The 17,457-nt window shown below is 61.0% G+C and carries 17 protein-coding genes and 1 pseudogene; 13 read left to right on the plus strand and 5 right to left on the minus strand.

Going from position 1 to position 17,457, the window contains the following annotated elements; translation table 11 throughout:
• Window positions 1-59: 59 nt before the first annotated feature.
• From EET67_RS13135 to EET67_RS13145, 3 genes are read left to right on the plus strand one after another with little or no spacing between them, the layout of a single operon-like run.
• Entirely contained in the window at window positions 60-383 is a 324-nt protein-coding gene (locus tag EET67_RS13135; RefSeq protein ID WP_128626628.1) for an ArsR/SmtB family transcription factor, read from the plus strand.
• Between the two features lie 51 nt (window positions 384-434).
• On the plus strand, window positions 435-1,031 hold the full coding sequence (locus EET67_RS26515; protein WP_128626629.1) for an FAD-dependent oxidoreductase: 597 nt from the start codon (window positions 435-437) through the stop codon (window positions 1,029-1,031).
• Window positions 1,028-2,239 carry an MFS transporter gene (locus EET67_RS13145; RefSeq protein WP_245450898.1) on the plus strand — a complete coding sequence of 404 codons (1,212 nt, stop codon included), beginning with the start codon at window positions 1,028-1,030 and terminating at the stop codon, window positions 2,237-2,239. The genes EET67_RS26515 and EET67_RS13145 overlap by 4 nt, the downstream gene beginning before the upstream one ends.
• Window positions 2,240-2,304: 65 nt before the next feature.
• On the opposite strand, the pseudogene EET67_RS13150 reads toward EET67_RS13145, so the two are convergent.
• The 3 genes and pseudogenes from EET67_RS13150 to EET67_RS13160 form a co-directional block, all read right to left on the minus strand.
• Window positions 2,305-3,106: pseudogene (locus EET67_RS13150) on the minus strand (IS30 family transposase).
• 218 nt (window positions 3,107-3,324) lie between these two features.
• Complete coding sequence (locus EET67_RS13155) at window positions 3,325-3,675, minus strand: hypothetical protein (RefSeq protein ID WP_170313233.1); 351 nt, start codon at window positions 3,673-3,675, stop codon at window positions 3,325-3,327.
• Window positions 3,672-4,334 carry a DUF433 domain-containing protein gene (locus EET67_RS13160; protein WP_128626631.1) on the minus strand — a complete coding sequence of 221 codons (663 nt, stop codon included), beginning with the start codon at window positions 4,332-4,334 and terminating at the stop codon, window positions 3,672-3,674. The genes EET67_RS13155 and EET67_RS13160 overlap by 4 nt, the downstream gene beginning before the upstream one ends.
• Window positions 4,335-4,836: 502 nt before the next feature.
• Between EET67_RS13160 and EET67_RS13165 the strand changes: the two genes are divergently transcribed.
• The 9 genes from EET67_RS13165 to EET67_RS13205 all read left to right on the plus strand — a co-directional run bounded on the left by EET67_RS13165 (window position 4,837) and on the right by EET67_RS13205 (window position 12,890).
• Entirely contained in the window at window positions 4,837-5,217 is a 381-nt protein-coding gene (locus tag EET67_RS13165) for a hypothetical protein (RefSeq protein WP_128626632.1), read from the plus strand.
• 180 nt (window positions 5,218-5,397) lie between these two features.
• A complete protein-coding gene (locus EET67_RS13170) occupies window positions 5,398-6,654 on the plus strand; it encodes a 3-isopropylmalate dehydratase large subunit (RefSeq protein WP_128626633.1) in 1,257 nt (418 codons plus the stop codon).
• Window positions 6,655-6,664: 10 nt separating this feature from the next.
• Window positions 6,665-7,177, plus strand: a complete 513-nt coding sequence (locus tag EET67_RS13175) for a LeuD/DmdB family oxidoreductase small subunit (protein ID WP_128626634.1) — start codon at window positions 6,665-6,667, stop codon at window positions 7,175-7,177.
• Window positions 7,178-7,188: 11 nt separating this feature from the next.
• A complete protein-coding gene (locus EET67_RS13180; RefSeq protein ID WP_128626635.1) occupies window positions 7,189-8,082 on the plus strand; it encodes an isocitrate lyase/PEP mutase family protein in 894 nt (297 codons plus the stop codon).
• 337 nt (window positions 8,083-8,419) lie between these two features.
• The gene (locus tag EET67_RS13185; RefSeq protein ID WP_128626636.1) at window positions 8,420-9,571 is read left to right on the plus strand and encodes an ABC transporter substrate-binding protein; all 1,152 of its coding nucleotides are present in this window, start codon (window positions 8,420-8,422) and stop codon (window positions 9,569-9,571) included.
• Between the two features lie 4 nt (window positions 9,572-9,575).
• Window positions 9,576-10,463, plus strand: a complete 888-nt coding sequence (locus tag EET67_RS13190; protein ID WP_128626637.1) for a branched-chain amino acid ABC transporter permease — start codon at window positions 9,576-9,578, stop codon at window positions 10,461-10,463.
• Between the two features lie 3 nt (window positions 10,464-10,466).
• Complete coding sequence (locus tag EET67_RS13195) at window positions 10,467-11,408, plus strand: branched-chain amino acid ABC transporter permease (RefSeq protein WP_128626638.1); 942 nt, start codon at window positions 10,467-10,469, stop codon at window positions 11,406-11,408.
• Between the two features lie 53 nt (window positions 11,409-11,461).
• Window positions 11,462-12,202 (plus strand): ABC transporter ATP-binding protein, encoded by a 741-nt coding sequence (locus tag EET67_RS13200; RefSeq protein ID WP_128626639.1) that lies wholly within the window; start codon window positions 11,462-11,464, stop codon window positions 12,200-12,202.
• Window positions 12,195-12,890, plus strand: coding sequence for an ABC transporter ATP-binding protein (locus tag EET67_RS13205; protein ID WP_128626640.1), 696 nt, complete (start codon window positions 12,195-12,197; stop codon window positions 12,888-12,890). Before EET67_RS13200 ends, EET67_RS13205 begins: the two co-directional genes overlap by 8 nt.
• A 46-nt stretch (window positions 12,891-12,936) precedes the next feature.
• On the opposite strand, the gene EET67_RS13210 is transcribed toward EET67_RS13205, so the two are convergent.
• Window positions 12,937-13,755, minus strand: coding sequence for an IclR family transcriptional regulator (locus tag EET67_RS13210; protein ID WP_128626641.1), 819 nt, complete (start codon window positions 13,753-13,755; stop codon window positions 12,937-12,939).
• A gap of 200 nt (window positions 13,756-13,955) precedes the next feature.
• Here EET67_RS13210 and EET67_RS13215 point away from each other — a divergent pair, with 200 nt between their 5' ends.
• Window positions 13,956-15,557 carry an FAD-binding oxidoreductase gene (locus tag EET67_RS13215; RefSeq protein ID WP_210211124.1) on the plus strand — a complete coding sequence of 534 codons (1,602 nt, stop codon included), beginning with the start codon at window positions 13,956-13,958 and terminating at the stop codon, window positions 15,555-15,557.
• Window positions 15,558-15,669: 112 nt separating this feature from the next.
• Here the strand turns inward: EET67_RS13215 and EET67_RS13220 are convergent, their stop codons facing one another.
• Window positions 15,670-17,415 carry an acyl-CoA dehydrogenase family protein gene (locus EET67_RS13220; RefSeq protein ID WP_128626701.1) on the minus strand — a complete coding sequence of 582 codons (1,746 nt, stop codon included), beginning with the start codon at window positions 17,413-17,415 and terminating at the stop codon, window positions 15,670-15,672.
• Window positions 17,416-17,457: the final 42 nt, after the last annotated feature.

Raw genomic sequence — 17,457 nt, forward strand, 5'->3', positions numbered from 1 at the left:
ATTCGAGACTTCTGGAAATTCCATTTGACGGCGACATAGCGGATATGTAGGCTAATTCCATGAAACTCGAAAAAGCAGCATTGCAGCTCGAAGCCCTGGGCAATCCGACGCGGCTGCAGCTTTACCGCACGCTGGTGCGGGCTGGCGACGAGGGCCTGCCCGTCGGGCGGATTCAGGACAAGCTCGACATCCCGGCCTCCACCCTTTCGCATCACCTTAAACGGCTTGTCGACACGGGCCTCGTCTCGCAGGAGCGGCAGGCGACCACGTTGATCTGCCGTGCCCATTATCCTGCGATGCAGTCCCTGATCGGCTATCTCGCCGACGAATGCTGCGCCGACGGTTCCTGTCCGCCAGTCGCCAGGAAAGCCGAACTCACCTGATCGTTCTCTTTTTTGCGCAATTAGTTCGAACATGCCAGAAGGATCGAATCTATGAACATAGCGTCCCCTCTCGATCTTCCGGTTGCTGTCATCGGCGCAGGCCCGGTCGGCCTTGCCGCCGCGGCACATCTGGCCAGCCGAGGTCTCCGGCCGCTGGTCCTTGAGAAGGGCGCGAGCGTCGGGGCAGCGCTTCTCGAGTGGGGGCACGTCCGGGTCTTCTCTCCTTGGCGATACAACGTCGACGAGGCGGCGCGCGGTCTCCTCGGACGGACCGGCTGGTGCGTTCCCGATCCCGACTGGCTTCCGACCGGGGGCGAGATCGTGCGCGACTACCTTGCCCCGCTCGCGGCGGTTCCGGAGATCGCGTCGAACCTGAAGCTCGCGTCGAACCTGAAGCTCGGGGCGACGGTGAAGGCCGCGCGCGAAGTTTACTTGGTGCTGCCCGAGACGGGCGTTTGCAATGCTGCGCCTTCAGCTGGGGGCGGCGATGGCGCATCAGGGTGTTGCGGCGGTCCTGTTCCTGAAGGTGTCGACGCTTGTTGCGTTGACGACGCAGTGGCCAAGGAACTTGGGGACGCAGGGTGCGGATGCGGAGAGCGGGTATCCGAACCCGCCGCGGCTGCCGGGTGCTGCCGGAGCGCCGCGTGAAGCCAGCGGGAGAAGGCGCGGGAACCGGATGGTTCATCAGCGCTCTGGGAGCCGCCCAGATATGCTCGTGGGGAACGCTGTTCTACGGCTTCCCCCTGATCGCGGAGGCTATGCGGACCGGCCTCGGCTGGTCCAAGCCCGAGCTTTATGGCGCGGCTACGCTCGGCATGTTCCTCGCTGGACTGGCTGCGTATCCGGTCGGTTCGGCGATCGACAGAGGCCACGGCCGCGCGCTCATGTCCGGCGCGTCAGTGATCGCCGGAGTGCTGCTTGTCGCATGGTCTCAGGTTTCCAGCCTGACGGCTTTCTATGCCGTCATGGCGGTTCTAGGATGCATGCAGGCGGCGACACTCTACGAGCCCGCTTTTGCTGTGATCGCGCGGCGGGTGGGACCCCTGAACGCGCGGCGGGGGATAACGGCCCTGACGCTCTGGGGCGGCTTCGCCAGTACGGTGTTCATTCCGCTCATCCAGTTGCTGATCGACATCTATGGATGGCGGGGCGCGCTCCTTGGGATGGCCGCCGTGAACGGCATCGTCTGCGGCGGCCTGTATCTGACTGCGATTGACCCTTCCAAGGATTCCCCGGCGCGGATCGCGCACCCGGACGAGGCGGCGCCGCTGGCTGGGAAGCACGCCGTGGCGGCAGCCATGAGGAAGCCGTGTTACTGGGGGCTGATGCTGGCCTGGGTTTCCTACGCCGCGGCCTTCTCGTCGCTCACCTATCACCTCTACCCTTTGCTCCTCGAGCGCGGCCTGGACGCTGCAGGGGTCGTGACGGTCATGGCCGTGATCGGCCCGGCCCAAGTCATCGGGCGGATTGCGATCATGGCGTTCGCGTCTCGCGCTCCCGTGAAGGCGATCGGATCGGTGGTCGTGATCGTGTTCCCCCTTGCCGTGATCGGCCTGTCATTCGCCCCACCCGAGGTTTCGGTGATCGCCGCAATCGCCGCCTTCTACGGGGCAGCCAACGGCACGATCACCATCGTGCGGGGGATAGCCGTGCCTGAAATGGTGACGCGGCAAGCTTACGGCGCAGTCAACGGCTCTCTCGTCGCGCCGATGAACTTCATGCAGGCGGCGGCACCTCTTGCGGCGGCCGTCATATGGCAGGCCAGCGGCGGCTACGATGCCGTCCTGGTGGCCATTTTTGCGGGTTCTCTCACCTTGTGTCTTGGCTTCTGGTTTGCAGCCGCAAAGAGCCGATAGACGTGTGACAGAGAGTGTGAGTTCTCGCCGAAGTGCGACTTTTCAGTCAGGGCAGGGTAGCTGTGTCACCGATTGTCGGCCAGCAGCTTTTGCCCGAACACTTCGGCCGGCGTCCTGAAGCCCAGGCATTTGCGTGGCGTTGCGTTGAGATGGGCGCACAGCTGCTAGAGGTCCCGATGTTCGATTGACAACGGATCGAGGTCCCGCGGCAGCCATTTGCGTGCACGACGGTTGGTATTTTCCACCGTGCCTTTCTGCCATGGCGCCTGCGGATCGCAGAACCATGTCCGAGCGCCGAGCCCGGCTTGGAGATAAGGCCAGTCGGTAAACTCGGTGCCGCGATCGAAGGTGATGGAACGGCGGGCGGCATGGGGAAGGGGGCCGAGAACATTGATCAGCCCTTCCATGACGCCGCCTGACGTGCCTCGGCCGGCGGCGGGCGCGGCTTTCAGGCAGATAGCGCCACAGCTTTATCTCCTGGCCATCGGCCGAATAGGCAAAGCGATAGATCGTCTCGTGGCAGACGCGGACGCCGCTGCGTTCATAAGCCAATCGACCGGCGATTTGCTCGGGCGACCAACCATGCTTGATACGCTCGATGATCGAGGCGCGAAGTTTCGGATGTCGGATGAGCTTACGATAACGGCTGCGGCGTTCCTTGGCCCGGCTGTTGGCCGCCCCGCAGAAATAGCCGGTCAAATCCGGCATCTCCCGGTCCTCGAACTTGTTGCGCGCAATCTCGCGGAAAATCGCCGACCGATGACGGCCGAGCTTCTCCGCAATTGTATCGACACTGACGCCGGCCTGGCGCCAGCGCTCGATCTTGCGGCGTTCATCCAAAGTGATTTGGGAGTAGGTGCGGTTCATGTGCGGTTCCCTGCATGCGATAAACCGTTGGTATCGCTGCAAAGTCGCACTTCAAGATAGAACGCACCCCGCTACATAAACAAGTCGCATAAGATCTCTTATGGAGCTAAGATATTGATATTAATAAATTAAATTTGTATGATGACAGACATCCCTAGTGGGTCACTCTTTCGGAAGCGCGTAGCGGATAATGCGCAGCGTCTCCTCGTCCTCAAGTGTTACTTCGAGGACTTGATTGACAAGATCGCCATCGTGATTGAGCTCGACCAGCGCCTGCTCGAAAGCTCCACCTGCATGTCTAGATCCATGCTTGGCGGGCCGTTGAGGCAGACGAGTCCAGCGTGGATTACGACGTCAGCATATTGACCTTTGGCGCCTGGATTATCCTTTGGGCCCCGAAAATCGACGGAGTTTTTGGTGACGAAGGTCCAGTCGCCATCGAGGATGACCGGCTTGAGTTCCCAATCCTTGAGCCCGGCGAGCCCCAGCCATACGACATGATTGGCCTCGCCGTGGCCCTTTTCATGCGCGATTTTTGTGAGCTCCGGACTTAGGCACTCATCAATCAGGAACTTCGTCCTGCCTTCCTGAGCCGTGGAACACGGCGATCGCTGACGATGACGGAGCCTTCCGGAAGGTCGCCGGTGGCGCGAGGGCGGCCACGGAGCGGGTTGGCTTCGGCGTAGATGCTCGCCAGCCTGACCTTCTCAACATCGATGCTGGGGTAAGCCTCCAGGATCCGGTCGATCGGATGATCAGCCGCGACCGATGCAGCGACATCGTAAACCGGAATGCGCGTGCCCCGGATAACGGGCGCTCCGCCGAGCACATCACTCGAGGACGTTACCATTTCCCGGGAAGCCTCGAGATCGGACATGCGGTCGCTCGTATTCTTGAGGAACGGCCTGAGATCGATCGTGAGAAACTCATCGCGCACTGTCCAATCCTCGCGCAACAGTGCAGCCCATGCGAGTCCGCGCGCGCGTGTGAGCTTCGACTCTACAGTCCTGATCGCAAATAGTCGCTCTTCTGAGGTCAGTCGCTTTGCGGTCTCGAAGTAGAAGCTGATGAACGAGCAGGCGCCGGCCAGAACGTGTCGGCCGTTGTCGACCGATACGAAGGCCTCCGGCAAAATGCGCTCGTCGATGGCGCGATTGACGTCGCGCAGGCTCACTCGCGAGACTACGGCCGCCTCGGTTGGCTTGAGCATTTCCGCAACTGCGGGCATGTCACCTGCTCCAAATTAAATCTTCCGACAGATCGAAATATATAATAGAGCCCTCGAACTTATAAGGGAGTCTCTTTCAGCATCACGCCGGGAACCGATCTTGGGCAGTCAGGCGTGCCGTGAGTGGTTCGGCATCCTCCCAGCATAGATGCCCGCGCGCAGATAGCGGATCTCATATCGTGGAGCTCTTCGTCAATTCGGTCTACCAGGCCTTGGGTCGATCGTCGTTGCCGTCCGACCTCCTGTATTCCCTCGCCTTCAGATGATCCTTCATGTCGAGAGGCGAATTATCGGCGAAGATCCGCACCCTGCTGCGCGCACCTGACCGGAGCAACTCGGCAAAGGGCACGATCATCCCCCCCGCCCACCGGTCGTGCTAGAACTTCAAGCAGCGCATGACAATCGTCTGTCGCGCGATGGCCCTCATGGAAGAGACCGGACTTGTCGATGAGATAGCCGAGCTTGTTGTCCTCGAAGCCAACGGCCGATCGAAACCGATATTGTGCGCGATCACCAGTTCGGCCGACTCGATCAGCGCATCGAGAGCGTCGATGTCGAGCTCCTGCCCCGCGAGCATTTCATTCACAATGAGCAGCTTCGCCGTTTGCAGTTCACGCTACAACTTCAAAAGCCGTTTCTCGTCGCGCGCCTTCCAATCGTGTCATTCTACAACATGCATTTTATAGGTTGGCAGACAAGAGGTGCATGTGATAATGTCATCCGGATGATGCATGTCGGGGCGTCATCCGGCGTCGGGAAGGTGACAAGATTTCAATTCGCAGGCGTGACGATTGCGCGCATTGAGGAAGGCTTTGAGCCGGCAAATGTCTTTTTGGGCATCGGCCCCGCGATCTACGGTGCTAGATTTTTCATTCATGGCTGAAGATAACGATGTCGTTTTCTGTATCGTCGTCACATCGACTATGTCGGCTGGAACGCCCGCGGAATAGCGGGTCGCCTGGCGCCACTTTTCCCGACGCCCGCTGCATATTCGGCCGCGATGAGTTTGCGCATTAGACGACGGGGAAGGCCCCGAAGTTCTTAGCCAGATGAGGATATTTTGATGGGGTTCACGATTGCGGAAAAAATCCTGGCTCGTGTTTCGGGCAAGGACAGCGTTCGAGCCGGCGACGAGGTGATGGCCAAGCCAGATTATGTCATCGCCTATGATTTCCCGGGCTACACCGACGTCTATTTCAGGCAAATGAAAGAGGATTTCGGCATCGAGCGTGTTGCCGAACCGGATCGTTTTGCCATCTTCATCGATCATATGGTGCCGGCGACCGCGCCCAAGGAAGAGGAGCTGCATATCGGCACGCGCACCTGGTGCGCCGAGAACAATGTGGCGCTCTATGAGCGCCGGGGCATCGGCCATCAGGTGGCTGCCGAGGTCGGATATGCGGTGCCGGGCGCCTTCGTGGTGCATTTCGACGGCCATATCAGCCAGTTGGGCACATTCGGAACGCTTGCTATGGGTATCCGCCGCAACCTGCTGGAAGCGTTCGTGCGCGAGCGTATCTCCATCAAGGTGCCGCAGACGGTTCGTGTCAATTTGACCGGCACGCTTCAGAAGGGCGTGATGGCGCGCGACGTGTTCCACCATCTGGTGCGCACCATGGGCCCGGCCTCCTGCCGCTTTCAGGTTCTGGAAATCGGCGGCCCCGCCCTGTCGCAGATATCGACCGAAGGCCTGCAGACCATCACCGGCCTTGCCATGTTCACCGGCGCGGTTACGGCCATCGTCAATCCCGACAAGGAGCGGCTGGACTATGCGCTGGCGCGGGCCAGGAAGCAGCTCGAGCCGGTCTGCAGCGATCCCGACGCCAGCTATTCGGCAGTCTACGAGATCGATCTCGACAATCTCGAACCGCTGGTGGTCATTCCGCCGACACCGGCCAATTCGCACAATCTGTCCGAGTTTCTCGGGCTGGAGATCCATGCGGGCTATCTGGGCTCCTGCGCGTCGGGGCGCCTTGACGACCTTCGCATTGCCGCCAAAATCCTCGAAGGCAGGCAGGTGAAGCCCGGCTTCCAGCTGAACATCGTGCCTACCAGCCAGGAGATCATGGCGGCGGCAGGTCGCGAGGGACTGATTTCCACGCTCGTGGAAGCGGGCGCATTCGTGTCCTCGCCCAGTTGCGACTATTGCTTCGGCCGCATCGCGACAATGACGGCGAAGCAGCGCGCGGTCTCGACCGGCACGCTCAACGTGCGCGGTCGCATGGGAAGCCCGGATTCGGAGATCTATCTCTGCAACGCGGCGACGGTCGCGGCCTCGGCAATCGAGGGCGCGTTGGCCGATCCCCGCAAATATCTGTGAGGGTGCTGCCATGAGCCTTCAGAATCTGCACGGTCGCGTCGCCTTCGTCTTCGATGAGATCAATTTCGACGTCGACCAGATCGTCGGCGTCAAGAATATCAAGATCACCGACATCGAAGAACTCGCCGCCGCGGCGATGAAGTCCTACGACCCGGAATTCCATGACAAGGTGAAGCCTGGCGACATCATCGTCGGAAACCACAATTTCGGTTACGGCCACCCGCATTATCCGCCGATGCGCGCCATGCAGCATCTGGGAATTGCGGGCGTGATCGCCGAATCCTTCTCGCCCGGATACTGGCGCGGCGAAATCTCCATGGGCTTTCCACAGGTGAGCTGCCCAGGGATTCTGGATCTGGTCAAGCGCTGGGACGAGGTCGAAGTCGACTGGGAAAAGAACGAGGTGCGCAACCTGACGCGGGGCACGTCCTTGCCCATCGAACCCCTGTCATTCGCCGACCGCGAGATGCTCGATGCCGGTGGCCTGATCGGCTATCTCAAGCGCCCCATGCCCGTCTCCTGAAAGGTCAAATCATGCCCAAGTCGCCAAGCAATGACTACAAGCAACGCGTGCTCAACCAGAAGACCGTATGGGCGGCTGGCGCCTATGACGCGCTTTCGGCGCTCTATATCCAGAAGGCGGGCTTCGATGCCGTGATGACGAGCGGTTTCGGCGTGTCGGCATCGTTCCTCGGCATGCCGGACGCCGAGCTTTACACAATGTCGGAGAACCTGGCTGTCGTGCGCAACGTGGCCAATGTGGTGAAGATTCCGCTGATCGCCGATATCGACACAGGCTATGGCAACGCCATCAATGCCATGCGCACCATCCGCGAATTCGAAGCCGCTGGCTGCTCGGCCGTTATCATGGAAGATCAGGTCTCTCCCAAGCGTTGCCCGATCTGCGTCGGTGGCGTGGAGACCATCCCGGTCGAGGAGGCGGTCGGCAAGATCTCGGCCGCCGTGGCCGCGCGCACCAATCCCGATCTGGTGATCATTGCGCGCACCGACGCCGCAACCGAAGAAGAAGCGATCCATCGGGCCAAGGCCTATGTGGCTGCCGGCGCCGATATCATCCAGCCGATCAGCAAATGTTTCCGCTCGATCGAGGGCCTGCGCGCGCTGCGTGAGGCTTGCGGTGTGCCGCTGTCCTTGCAGATCCTTGGCTGGTTGGAGAAGGACCTGAAGCCCGAAGAGATCGAAAGCGTGGCCGGCATGGCGACCTTCGCGCTTGTTCCGCTGATGACCGCGGCCAAGGCGATGGAGGAAAACCTGGCCCAGCTGGCGCGAACCAAGACCTCGCGCGACCTGCCGCGTCCCGTCGCCGCTCACGATCCGTTCGTGGAGTTCATCGGCTTCAAGGAGATCGAGGCAAACCAGCTCAAATATCTTCCGGATGTTCCGTCCAAGAGCTGGAAGGTGGCCTGACAGAGGCTGCCAGCCAACGAGATCGGGCTTTGTCGCAAACCGCACGGCAGCGCTGCGGTTCTGGTCTTGCCGGTGATGGACCGTGACGATGCGCCGATCTGCATTGTTTCGATGGCCGGCTTGTACCTCAGATGCAGGATGGGAGTGTGCCTCCACATATGTTATCTGATGAAACAGCAATTACTTGTTGACATGTATTGTGCGCCCTGCGATTTTCGTCCCTTGCTGGCCATTCGCGCGCAAGGGAGAGGATTGATCTTGCGTCGCGGTGTTGGAGGCCGACAGCGTCCGTCATGGTTTTCGGGGCTGGTCGACATGGGTTTTTGAGGAGGAACCGATGCAATCATCGAAACTATTCAGGCAGGCATTGGCGATCGGCATTGCGACGAGCCTTGGGTTTGCCAATGCTGCCATCGCCGCGCCCGATGCGGGCGAATACCAGCTGGGCATCATCAGCGACGACACCGGACCGATTGCTTCGGCCGGGATCTCGTATCATGACGGCGCCGATCTGGCGATCAAGGAAATCAACGAGAAGGGCCTGGCGGGCGAGGGCGTGACCTTTACCCTCAGCGTCAAGGACAGCGCCAGCGATGCCGCGCGGTCCGTCCAGGCGACTACGCAGTTTGCCGCCGACCGCAACATCCTTGCCATCATCTGCTGCGTTCTCAGCCCGAACGCCGCAGGTGTCAGTCAGTTCGCCATACAGTCCGGCCTGCCCGTCGTCATCTATGGGGCGACGCGCGAGGGTCTGCCTCAAGAACCCTACATTACCTCGGTCGTGGCGCTGCCCGGTCCGCAGGAGGTTCTGCTGGCCGAGCGCATGGCCGCGGAATTCGCGCCCAAGAAGGTCGCTTATATCAAGCAAAGCGACAGCGACATCCAGAGCGCCCGCGCAACCAAGGTGCAAAAGGTGATGGAGGCGGTGGGCGTCGAGACCTCAGCCGAGGTCTTCGTTCTTGGCGCCGACACCGATTTCTCGGGGCCGGCGACACAGGCAATGGTGACCAAGCCCGAGATGATCTTTGTCTGGGCAAACCAGACGGCCGGCATCGGCGTCATCACCGCCCTGCGTCAGCGCGGCTATGACGGGCAGATCGTGACCTCCGACATCATCTCTCCGCCTGCCGTGTTCGAAAAGTCCGGCGCCACCGTGGCCAATATTCCTTTCGCCGTGTCGTTCCAGCCGGGCGTCTCGGATTCCAGCACCGCCCAGGCATTCATCGATGCCTACAAGGCAGATTATGGCAAGCTGCCCGACGTCTATGCCGCGCAAGGCTATACCGCGATCCACCTGATCGCGCAGGGCATGAAGTCCCTGGATGGCAAGCCGACCCGCAAGGCGCTGGCCGAAGCCATCTGGAACATCACCGAAATCGAGCACAACGTCTATGGCGGCCAGCAGATGGAAAACGGTCAGGCGCGCACGCCTGGAACGCTGATCGTCAACTGGACGAAAGAAGGCGAAGTCAAGCGCTGGGAAAAGTAAGATCATGCAGCTCTTCCTCGAGCAACTGATCAACGGCGTCTCGCTCGGTTCGCTTTATGCACTTTTCGGCATCGGGTTCGGATTGGTCTTTGCGACCCTCGGAATCCTGAATACCGCGCATGGTGCCTATGCGAGCTGGGCGGCCATCCTGGGGTATTATGCCGTCGAATGGCTTCAGGTGCCGTTTCCCATGGCCGTTGTGATCGGCACGGTCGGGGGCGGGCTGATCGCGATCATCGTCGATCAGGTCGGCTTTCAGCCGCTTCGGGGAAGAAAGGGAGGCATGCTCGGGGCATTGATCACCAGCATTGCCTTCCTAATCGTTCTGGACAGTCTGGCCGGCACCGCGACCGGCCATCAAAGCTGGGCGTTCCGCCCCGGCCACTATCCCGACGGGTTGATTGACTTCGGGCCGATCCGAGTGCCCCAGATGCAGGTCATCATTATTGCCGCGATGCTGATCGTTGGCATCGGCATGCACCTGCTGGTCCAGCGCACACGGATCGGTGCGGCCATGCGAGCCGTCGGCTGGAACGAAGAAGCCGCGTCTCTTGGCGGGGTCAACGCCCGTGTCGTTATCCTCATCACCGCGTTTCTGGCCGGGGCCACATCGGGGCTGGCGGGGGTTCTGGGCGGCGCCGCCACAGCCAATATCAGCTATCAGCTGGGCGAGGGGTTGCTGCTCAAGGGGTTCGCGGCCGTTGTCGTGGGCGGGTTCAACGATGTGCGTGGAACGATCATCGCCGGCGTCCTTCTCGGTGTCACCGAGGTGTTTGTCTCGCAATATCTGTCCTCGACCTATCGCGATGGCGTCACCTACGTTCTGCTTCTCGGCTTCCTCTTCCTGCGCCCGCGCGGACTGTTCGGAAGCGGCAGCTTCATCAGGGCCTGACGGATGGAAATGCTTCTGGATTTCTGGGCGGCCTATTCGTCGACCGTGGTTTTCGCCATGGTCAATTCATTCATCGCGCTCAGCATGTATGCCGTACTCTCGGCGGGCATTCTCAGCTTTACCACCATCGTCTTTGCGGCGATCGGAGGGTTTATGGCGGCGCAGATGATTGCCGGCGCGGGGCTTCCGATTTCGGTCGCGATCATGGGCGCCGGATTGGCCGGGCTGGCGGCGTCGGTCCTGTTGGCGCCGCTGTTCCTGCGGCTCGAAACCCATTGGATGGCATTGGCCAGCCTGGCGCTGGTGCTGATAACGCGGGTCGTGGTCCTGAATGCGCCGGCACTGACGGGAGGCGTCAACGGCATGCTGGTGCCCGTCCGCGTCGGCGTCATGGAGATGGCGATCTGGCTGGCGCTGGTGGCGCTGGTATTCTACCGGCTTCATCATTCCTGGTACGGGCTGGCGACGCGCGCGGTGCGCGAAGACCCTTCGGTCGCGGCAACGATGGGCATCTCGACCTGGCGCATCCAGTTCATCGCCTTTGCCATCAGCGGCGCCGTGGGCGGCATCGGCGGCGCCGGCATGGCCGTGACGCTCCAGTTCATCTCGGCGGATACCTATTTCCTGGGGGCGGCCTTTACCATGATCGCCTCGACGGTTCTGGGCGGGTCCTTCCATTGGTTCGGCCCGATCGTCGGTGCCTTTATCTTTACTGCCCTTCCGACCCTGATGCAGTCGATCGTGCCGAGCATCCAGGACGTGGCCAAGGGCGTCGTGCTGCTGGTCATCATGATCTACCTGCCGCGTGGCCTGGTCGACCCGCGGGCGCGCAAACTGCGCAAGGCGGCGCGGGAACGTCAGACCCTGCGCGACCATCATGCCCCGCTTGAACCGTCGCACGACACCATCCTGCCGGGCAAAACTTCGAAAGAAGCAAAAGCATGACCGTCTCGGCACATCAGGACCAGGGTGCCCCCTTGCATGAATTGCGCAATGTGATGATGCGTTTCGGCGGCGTCGTTGCGGTGGACAATCTGACCATGGCCATCCCGAAAGGGAGCGTGCACGGGCTGATCGGCCCCAACGGCGCGGGCAAGACTACGGTAATCAACCTGATTACCGGCATGTTCTTTCCCACCGAGGGTACGATCCATTTCGCCGGCAAGCGCACGGATGGCAAGCAACCGCATGAAATCGCGGCGCTGGGGATAAGCCGCACCTATCAGAACGTGCGCTTGTTCAGTGGCATGTCCGCGCTGGAACAGGTTATGACCGGGTGCTACCTCAACCGCGACAGCAGCCTGTTCCAGTCGTTTCTGGGGATGCCGATAGCTCGCGCCAACTGGCGGCGCGTGCGCGAAAAGGCGATGCACCTCTTGGAGCGTGTCTCCATGGCCGACCGTGCCGATGAGCTGGCCGAGACGCTGTCTTATGGCGAGCAGCGCCGAATCGAGATCGCCCGCGCGCTCGGGTCCGACCCCCAGCTGTTGCTGCTGGATGAGCCGGCGGCAGGCATGAACCAATCCGAGGCGCGCGAGATCGGCAAGCTTGTCCATGAGTTGTGCGACGCCGGGCTGACTGTTCTGATGGTCGAGCACAATATGAGTATGGTGACGGAGTTCTGCCAAAGCTGCACGGTCATCAATTTCGGACGCCTGCTGATCACCGGCGACGCTGCCACATGCCTGGCCGACCCCGAAGTGCAGGCCGCCTATTTTGGACGGAAAAAGCATGCTTGAAATCAGGGGGTTGTCGGCCGGCTATGGGGCAATCAGCGCGGTGCGCGACATGGACCTGTCGGTACGCAAGGGGTCGCTTTGCGTGCTTCTGGGCTCGAACGGGGCAGGCAAGTCTACGACGTTGCGTTGCATTGCGGGCCTGCACCGGCCGGTAACTGGAAGCATCACGCTGGAAAGCCGGGAGATTTCGCCCATGCCGGTGCATAGCGTGGTGCGCACCGGCCTTGCGCTGGTGCCCGAGGGGCGCATGGTGGTTGCACCGCTCACGGTGGAAGAAAACCTGGAACTGTCGCGTTTCTCCGGCCGCAACAGGGATGGCGACACGCTGGCGCGCGTGTTCGAGCTGTTCCCCCGCCTGAAGGAACGCCGCCGCCAACATGCTGGGCTTCTGAGTGGCGGTGAGCAGCAGATGCTGGCCATCGGGCGCGCATTGATGACCCGCCCCGAAGTGTTGCTGCTGGACGAGCCGTCGATGGGGTTGGCCCCGGCGATCGTGGATCTGGTCTTTGATGCCATTGTCGCGCTACACAAGCAGGGCCAGTCTATCCTGCTCGTCGAACAGAACGCCACGCTGGCGCTTTCGGTCTGCGATTTCGGTTATGTCATGCGGCGCGGCCATGTCGTCGTGCGCGGCAAGCCCGAGGAACTGCGCCAGAACCCGGAGGTTCTCAAAGCCTATCTGACCTGAGCGCCGGTCGTTTTGACGCCCGCGTCAGCATCTCGGCCACCGAGGTTCATCCAGTAACATCAAGCTGCGTCATTGTGGACGCCTTGAGGCGCCGCTCCAGTTCGGCGGCCGCGCTCAGAAGCCGATCCAGGTATGCCGGTCGCCCGCGCGAGGCCAGTTGGGGTGTCAGCCCTGCCACGCTGACCGAACAGACGACATTGCCTTGGCTGTCTCTCACCGGCACGGCCAGCGCCGTGAGGCCAAGCGCAACGTCGTCGACCGCAAGTTCCCAGCCGCGTTTGCGAATTCTGGCCAGATCGGCCTCCAGCTTTGCCGGATCCGTTATGCTCTTGGGAGTGAGCGCGACCATCGGGCGCTTCATGGCCTTTGCGATCTCGCTTTCCGGCCGATAGGCCAGCAACAGCTTGGGCGCACCGCCGCAATTGAACGGCAATGTCCCGCCGATCGCCCACCAATGCACCTCGATCCCCCGCATGTCATGCACTCTGGCCAGGCAGACAGCGTCGCCCTTGTCGTAGACGGACAGGAAGGCAGTCATGTGGAATTCGGATGCGATATCGTTCAATACCGGCAGGGCAAGTGCCTTGAGGTCGAACTCGCCGGTGACGCTCGCGGCCAGTTCCCGTATCGCCAGGCCAAGGCGATATTGCTGGGCGCGGGCGTCGTGCGTCACGAAGCCATTGTCCATCAGCGTCAACAGAAGGCGGCGGGTCGTACCCTTGTCGAGGCCTGTGGCCACGGTCACTTCCGCCAATGTCTGCCCGTCCTTTCCGACGAAGGATTTCAGGACGGTGAGGGCGCGTGTCACCGCCCTGACATTGTGTGTATTTCCTTTTTCTTCGGCAATGACGTCAGTGGTGGTCAATGTCTCTATCCTGCTGCGGTTGAAATTCACGGGGTGACGTTCGCAATGCTCAAGTCTCTCAAATATGTCGTAGCATAACACAGAAATTGTGGTTTGACACTTTGTGGAAGGAGTGGTTCGGTCCAGGCTATTCGTAGGATGAGACGGTCTTGATGCCAAGAACGCGGGAAGAATTTCCAGCCGTATAGGGGAGGTATAAGATGTGGATGACGGAGTATGTCCGTGCAGATGATTTCCTGGCAGTCGAGATGCTGCGCCAGGCGCTTGGTGATGACCGCGTGCTGGCGGATCAATCGACGCGGGACTATTACGCCAACGATATTTTCTGGCAGCCGGGCATTCCGCCGCTGGCGGTCATTGTGCCGAAGTCGGTAGCCGAAGTGGTTGAAGCGGTGAAGATGGCCGTTACAGAGGGCCTGTCCATCGTGCCGCGCGGTGGCGGCATGTCCTGCACCAAGGGCTATCTGCCCGACCGTGCCGATTCCGTCGTGATCGACGCTTGCGGGCTTGACGATATCATCGAGCTGAATGCCGACGACCTCTATGCCACTGTTGGCGCGGGTTGCACCTGGGACAGGTTGAATGCCGCGCTTGAGCCGACCGGGCTACGGGCAGGCTGCTGGGGGCCACTTTCGGGCGCAAACGCCACGGTCGGCGGCGCCCTGTCGCAAAACAGCGCCTTTTTCGGCTCGGCCCTCAATGGAACGGTAGCCGAGACGGTTCTTGGCGTGACTGTCGTCCTGGCCAGTGGCGACAAGATCACCACGGGTTCGGGCGGGCGGAAGGGTGCCAGGCCGTTCTCGCGCCATGGTGGCCCCGATTTCACTGGCATGTTCCTTGGCGACAATGGTGCATTCGGTATCAAGGTGGCTGCGACCTTGCGGCTCGGGCCAAGGCCTCCCGCGACCGGTTGCCTGTCTTTTGGGTTCAACAGCATGCTCGACATGGTCCTAGCCCAGACCGACATGGCGCGCACCCGCCTTGTTTCGGAAGGCTTCGGCATCGACCGCAACAAGGCCGGCCACGACATGCTTCGCATCTGCGACGGATTGCCAGTGGCGGCAAGCGCGGGAGAGGCGGCCACAGGCACCGCCGGCGGCATGCCCGTCCTGACGGCCCACAATTACATGCTCCACATCGTGACGGAGGCCGATACGCAGGAGGAGCTGTGCCGCAAGATGGACGTGCTGCGCGAGATTGGCAGCAGGAATGGCGTCGAGATCGAGAACACCTTGCCTGAAGCCATGCGCTCCAAACCCTTTTCGCCGGTGTGGGGCATGCTTGGTAGCAATGGCGAGCGCTGGGTGCCGATCCATGCCCTGTTTCCCTTGAGCGCAGCACGGAAGGTAACCGAGGCAAATGAGGCGTTTTTTGCGGAGCGTAAGTGGTTCATGGGCGAACATGGCATCCAGTACTCCGTCATGAGCATGACCGTCGGGAACGAGTTCTTCCTTGAACCGGCCTTCTACTGGCACGACGAGATCACGCCGCTCCATGCCAGAAGTGTCGGCGAAGACATGGTTCGTCCCTGGATGGGTCGTCCGGCGAATCCGGAATCCCGAAAGGCGGTAGCCGAATTGCGTCGCGGCGCCCAACAGCTCTATGCCGGCCTCGGCGGGGTGAACTGGCAGATCGCGCGCGACTATCCATATGCTGAATTGCTTGACCCCGAAACCTGGGCCTTCGCGCAAGCGATCAAGCGCGCACTCGATCCTGCCGGCCTGATGAACCCCGGCTCGCTGGGCTTCGGGCTGACACGTTCGTCGCCGATCGTCTGGAGCAATTCCAGCAAAAGTGCGTAGCGGTTTTGCGTCCGGAATTGCGTAAACACAGGATGGGTCGTTTCTGCGGTTCAGGGAAAAGCCTGGGCTGCGGCGATCCTGCCTTGCTTCGTCTGGGTCTTGGAGCGCATCTTCAACAATACAGCGCGGTTTCGGCGTGATCCGTAATCGTCGAAGGGCGCAAAACTGCCTGTGCCAGGCCGGGGGCCTGGCATGCTACCTGATCTGCAAAAAAGCGGGCCAGCACAATGCGCCCGTTTTTTGTCGGGTTATCCGTCCCAGACAGAATCTGCCGATGGGCCGCAAGCGCCATGCGCGACAACAGTGCAAGTCCTAGCGTATGACCAAACAAGGCAAGATAGGGCGTGGCCCCCGCAAGAGCATCTTGACGAGCATTGCGAGCAACGGCGTTCAAGACGAAGTCTGTTGCGGATGTGAAATTGGCATTCGCTTCTCTCAAGCCGATGCCTGTCGCAACGAGATCTGAATGGCCGCTTGTGACAAGCTCTTCTGCGATGCTGGACATGTCTTCGATGAGGCAACGAACCGCGGCGGCGCCGGAAACCGGGAGTTTGCGCGTCACAAGGTCGATGGCCTGGATGCCGTTCGTCCCTTCGTAGATGGGAGCGATCCGGGCATCGCGCATATGTTGCGCCGCTCCGGTTTCTTCAATGAAGCCCATGCCCCCGTGAACCTGCACCCCGAGAGACGCGACTTCACAGCCGACATCGCTTCCATAGGCCTTGGCCACGGGAATGAGAAGCGAAGCTGTCTCGGCGGCACGGCTTCTTGTCTCCCCATTTGTCTCGACACGAGCCCGATCCAGTGATGCCGCAGTGAAATAGCAGATGGCACGGCTGGCATGAATTTTCGATTTCATGGCAAGCAGCATCCGTTTAACATCCTGGTGCTGGATGATCGGAACAGCGTCCACACTGCCATTTGAGTAGCCCTGGCGTCTTTCCCGTGCGTAGGCGAGCGCCTGCTGGAACGCGCGCTCGGCAATGGCAACGCCCTGTAGGCCCATACCGAGACGCGCATTGTTCATCATCGTGAACATGCAATTGAGGCCACGGTTTTCCTCGCCGACGAGCCAGCCCACTGCGCCTTCACCGTCGCCGAAGATCATCGTGCAGGTCGGGGACGCATGTATGCCGAGCTTGTGTTCGATGCCGCCGCAACGCACATCGTTTCGAGTGCCGTCGGGCAGAATTTTAGGGACGAGGAAGAGCGAAATTCCCCGCGTGCCCGCAGGAGCACCCGCTATCCTTGCCAGCACGAGATGGACAATGTTGTCCGTCAGATCGTGCTCCCCATAGGTGATGAATATCTTCTGGCCCTTGATCCTGTAGCTGCCGTCCCCGGCCTGTTTCGCGCTGCTTCTTGTTGTCGAAAGATCGGAGCCCGCATTTGGCTCCGTCAGGTTCATGGTGCCCATCCACTCTCCCGACACGAGCTTTTCAAGATATTGCTGCTTGAGGGCTGGAGACCCATGCGCCGCAATCGCCTCGATGGCTCCAGCGGTCAGCATCGGACCGAGCGCAAAAGCCATCGATGCCGAGTTCCAGATTTCGGTGCATGCGACCTGGAGGAGCAGCGGCAATCCCTGCCCACCCCATTCGGGATCACAGGAAAGCGAATTCCAGCCGGCCTTCATCCATGTCTGATAGATGGACTTCCAGCCTGGAGGCGAGATCACCCGATCGCCCTCCAATCGCGCGCCAACCTCATCGCCCTTTCGATTGTGCGGCGCGATGCGCTCGCTTGCAAAACGCCCAGCCTCTTCGACGATGGCAGCAACCAGGTCCTTCGTGATGTCGCCGCAAAGCCCATCCGCGATCGATTGGCCCAGGCCGCCGATCTCATTCATTGCAAACATGATGTCGTCGGTGGGGGCGCAATAGGCAGTCAAGAGGTTCTC

The sequence above is a fragment of the Borborobacter arsenicus genome (assembly GCF_003934165.1).
In the GTDB taxonomy this organism is placed as follows: Bacteria; Pseudomonadota; Alphaproteobacteria; order Rhizobiales; family Rhizobiaceae; genus Pseudaminobacter; species Pseudaminobacter arsenicus.

Excerpts from the sequence above, each read along its gene's own strand:
- EET67_RS13135 (WP_128626628.1), top strand. The coding sequence starts at position 60 with ATGAAACTCGAAAAAGCAGCATTGCAGCTCGAAGCCCTGGGCAATCCG.
- EET67_RS26515 (WP_128626629.1), top strand. The coding sequence starts at position 435 with ATGAACATAGCGTCCCCTCTCGATCTTCCGGTTGCTGTCATCGGCGCA.
- EET67_RS13160 (WP_128626631.1), bottom strand. The coding sequence starts at position 4,334 with ATGCCCGCAGTTGCGGAAATGCTCAAGCCAACCGAGGCGGCCGTAGTC.
- EET67_RS13170 (WP_128626633.1), top strand. The coding sequence starts at position 5,398 with ATGGGGTTCACGATTGCGGAAAAAATCCTGGCTCGTGTTTCGGGCAAG.
- EET67_RS13175 (WP_128626634.1), top strand. The coding sequence starts at position 6,665 with ATGAGCCTTCAGAATCTGCACGGTCGCGTCGCCTTCGTCTTCGATGAG.
- EET67_RS13180 (WP_128626635.1), top strand. The coding sequence starts at position 7,189 with ATGCCCAAGTCGCCAAGCAATGACTACAAGCAACGCGTGCTCAACCAG.
- EET67_RS13185 (WP_128626636.1), top strand. The coding sequence starts at position 8,420 with ATGCAATCATCGAAACTATTCAGGCAGGCATTGGCGATCGGCATTGCG.
- EET67_RS13190 (WP_128626637.1), top strand. The coding sequence starts at position 9,576 with ATGCAGCTCTTCCTCGAGCAACTGATCAACGGCGTCTCGCTCGGTTCG.
- EET67_RS13195 (WP_128626638.1), top strand. The coding sequence starts at position 10,467 with ATGGAAATGCTTCTGGATTTCTGGGCGGCCTATTCGTCGACCGTGGTT.
- EET67_RS13200 (WP_128626639.1), top strand. The coding sequence starts at position 11,462 with ATGATGCGTTTCGGCGGCGTCGTTGCGGTGGACAATCTGACCATGGCC.
- EET67_RS13205 (WP_128626640.1), top strand. The coding sequence starts at position 12,195 with ATGCTTGAAATCAGGGGGTTGTCGGCCGGCTATGGGGCAATCAGCGCG.
- EET67_RS13215 (WP_210211124.1), top strand. The coding sequence starts at position 13,956 with ATGTGGATGACGGAGTATGTCCGTGCAGATGATTTCCTGGCAGTCGAG.
- EET67_RS13220 (WP_128626701.1), bottom strand. The coding sequence starts at position 17,415 with ATGTTTGCAATGAATGAGATCGGCGGCCTGGGCCAATCGATCGCGGAT.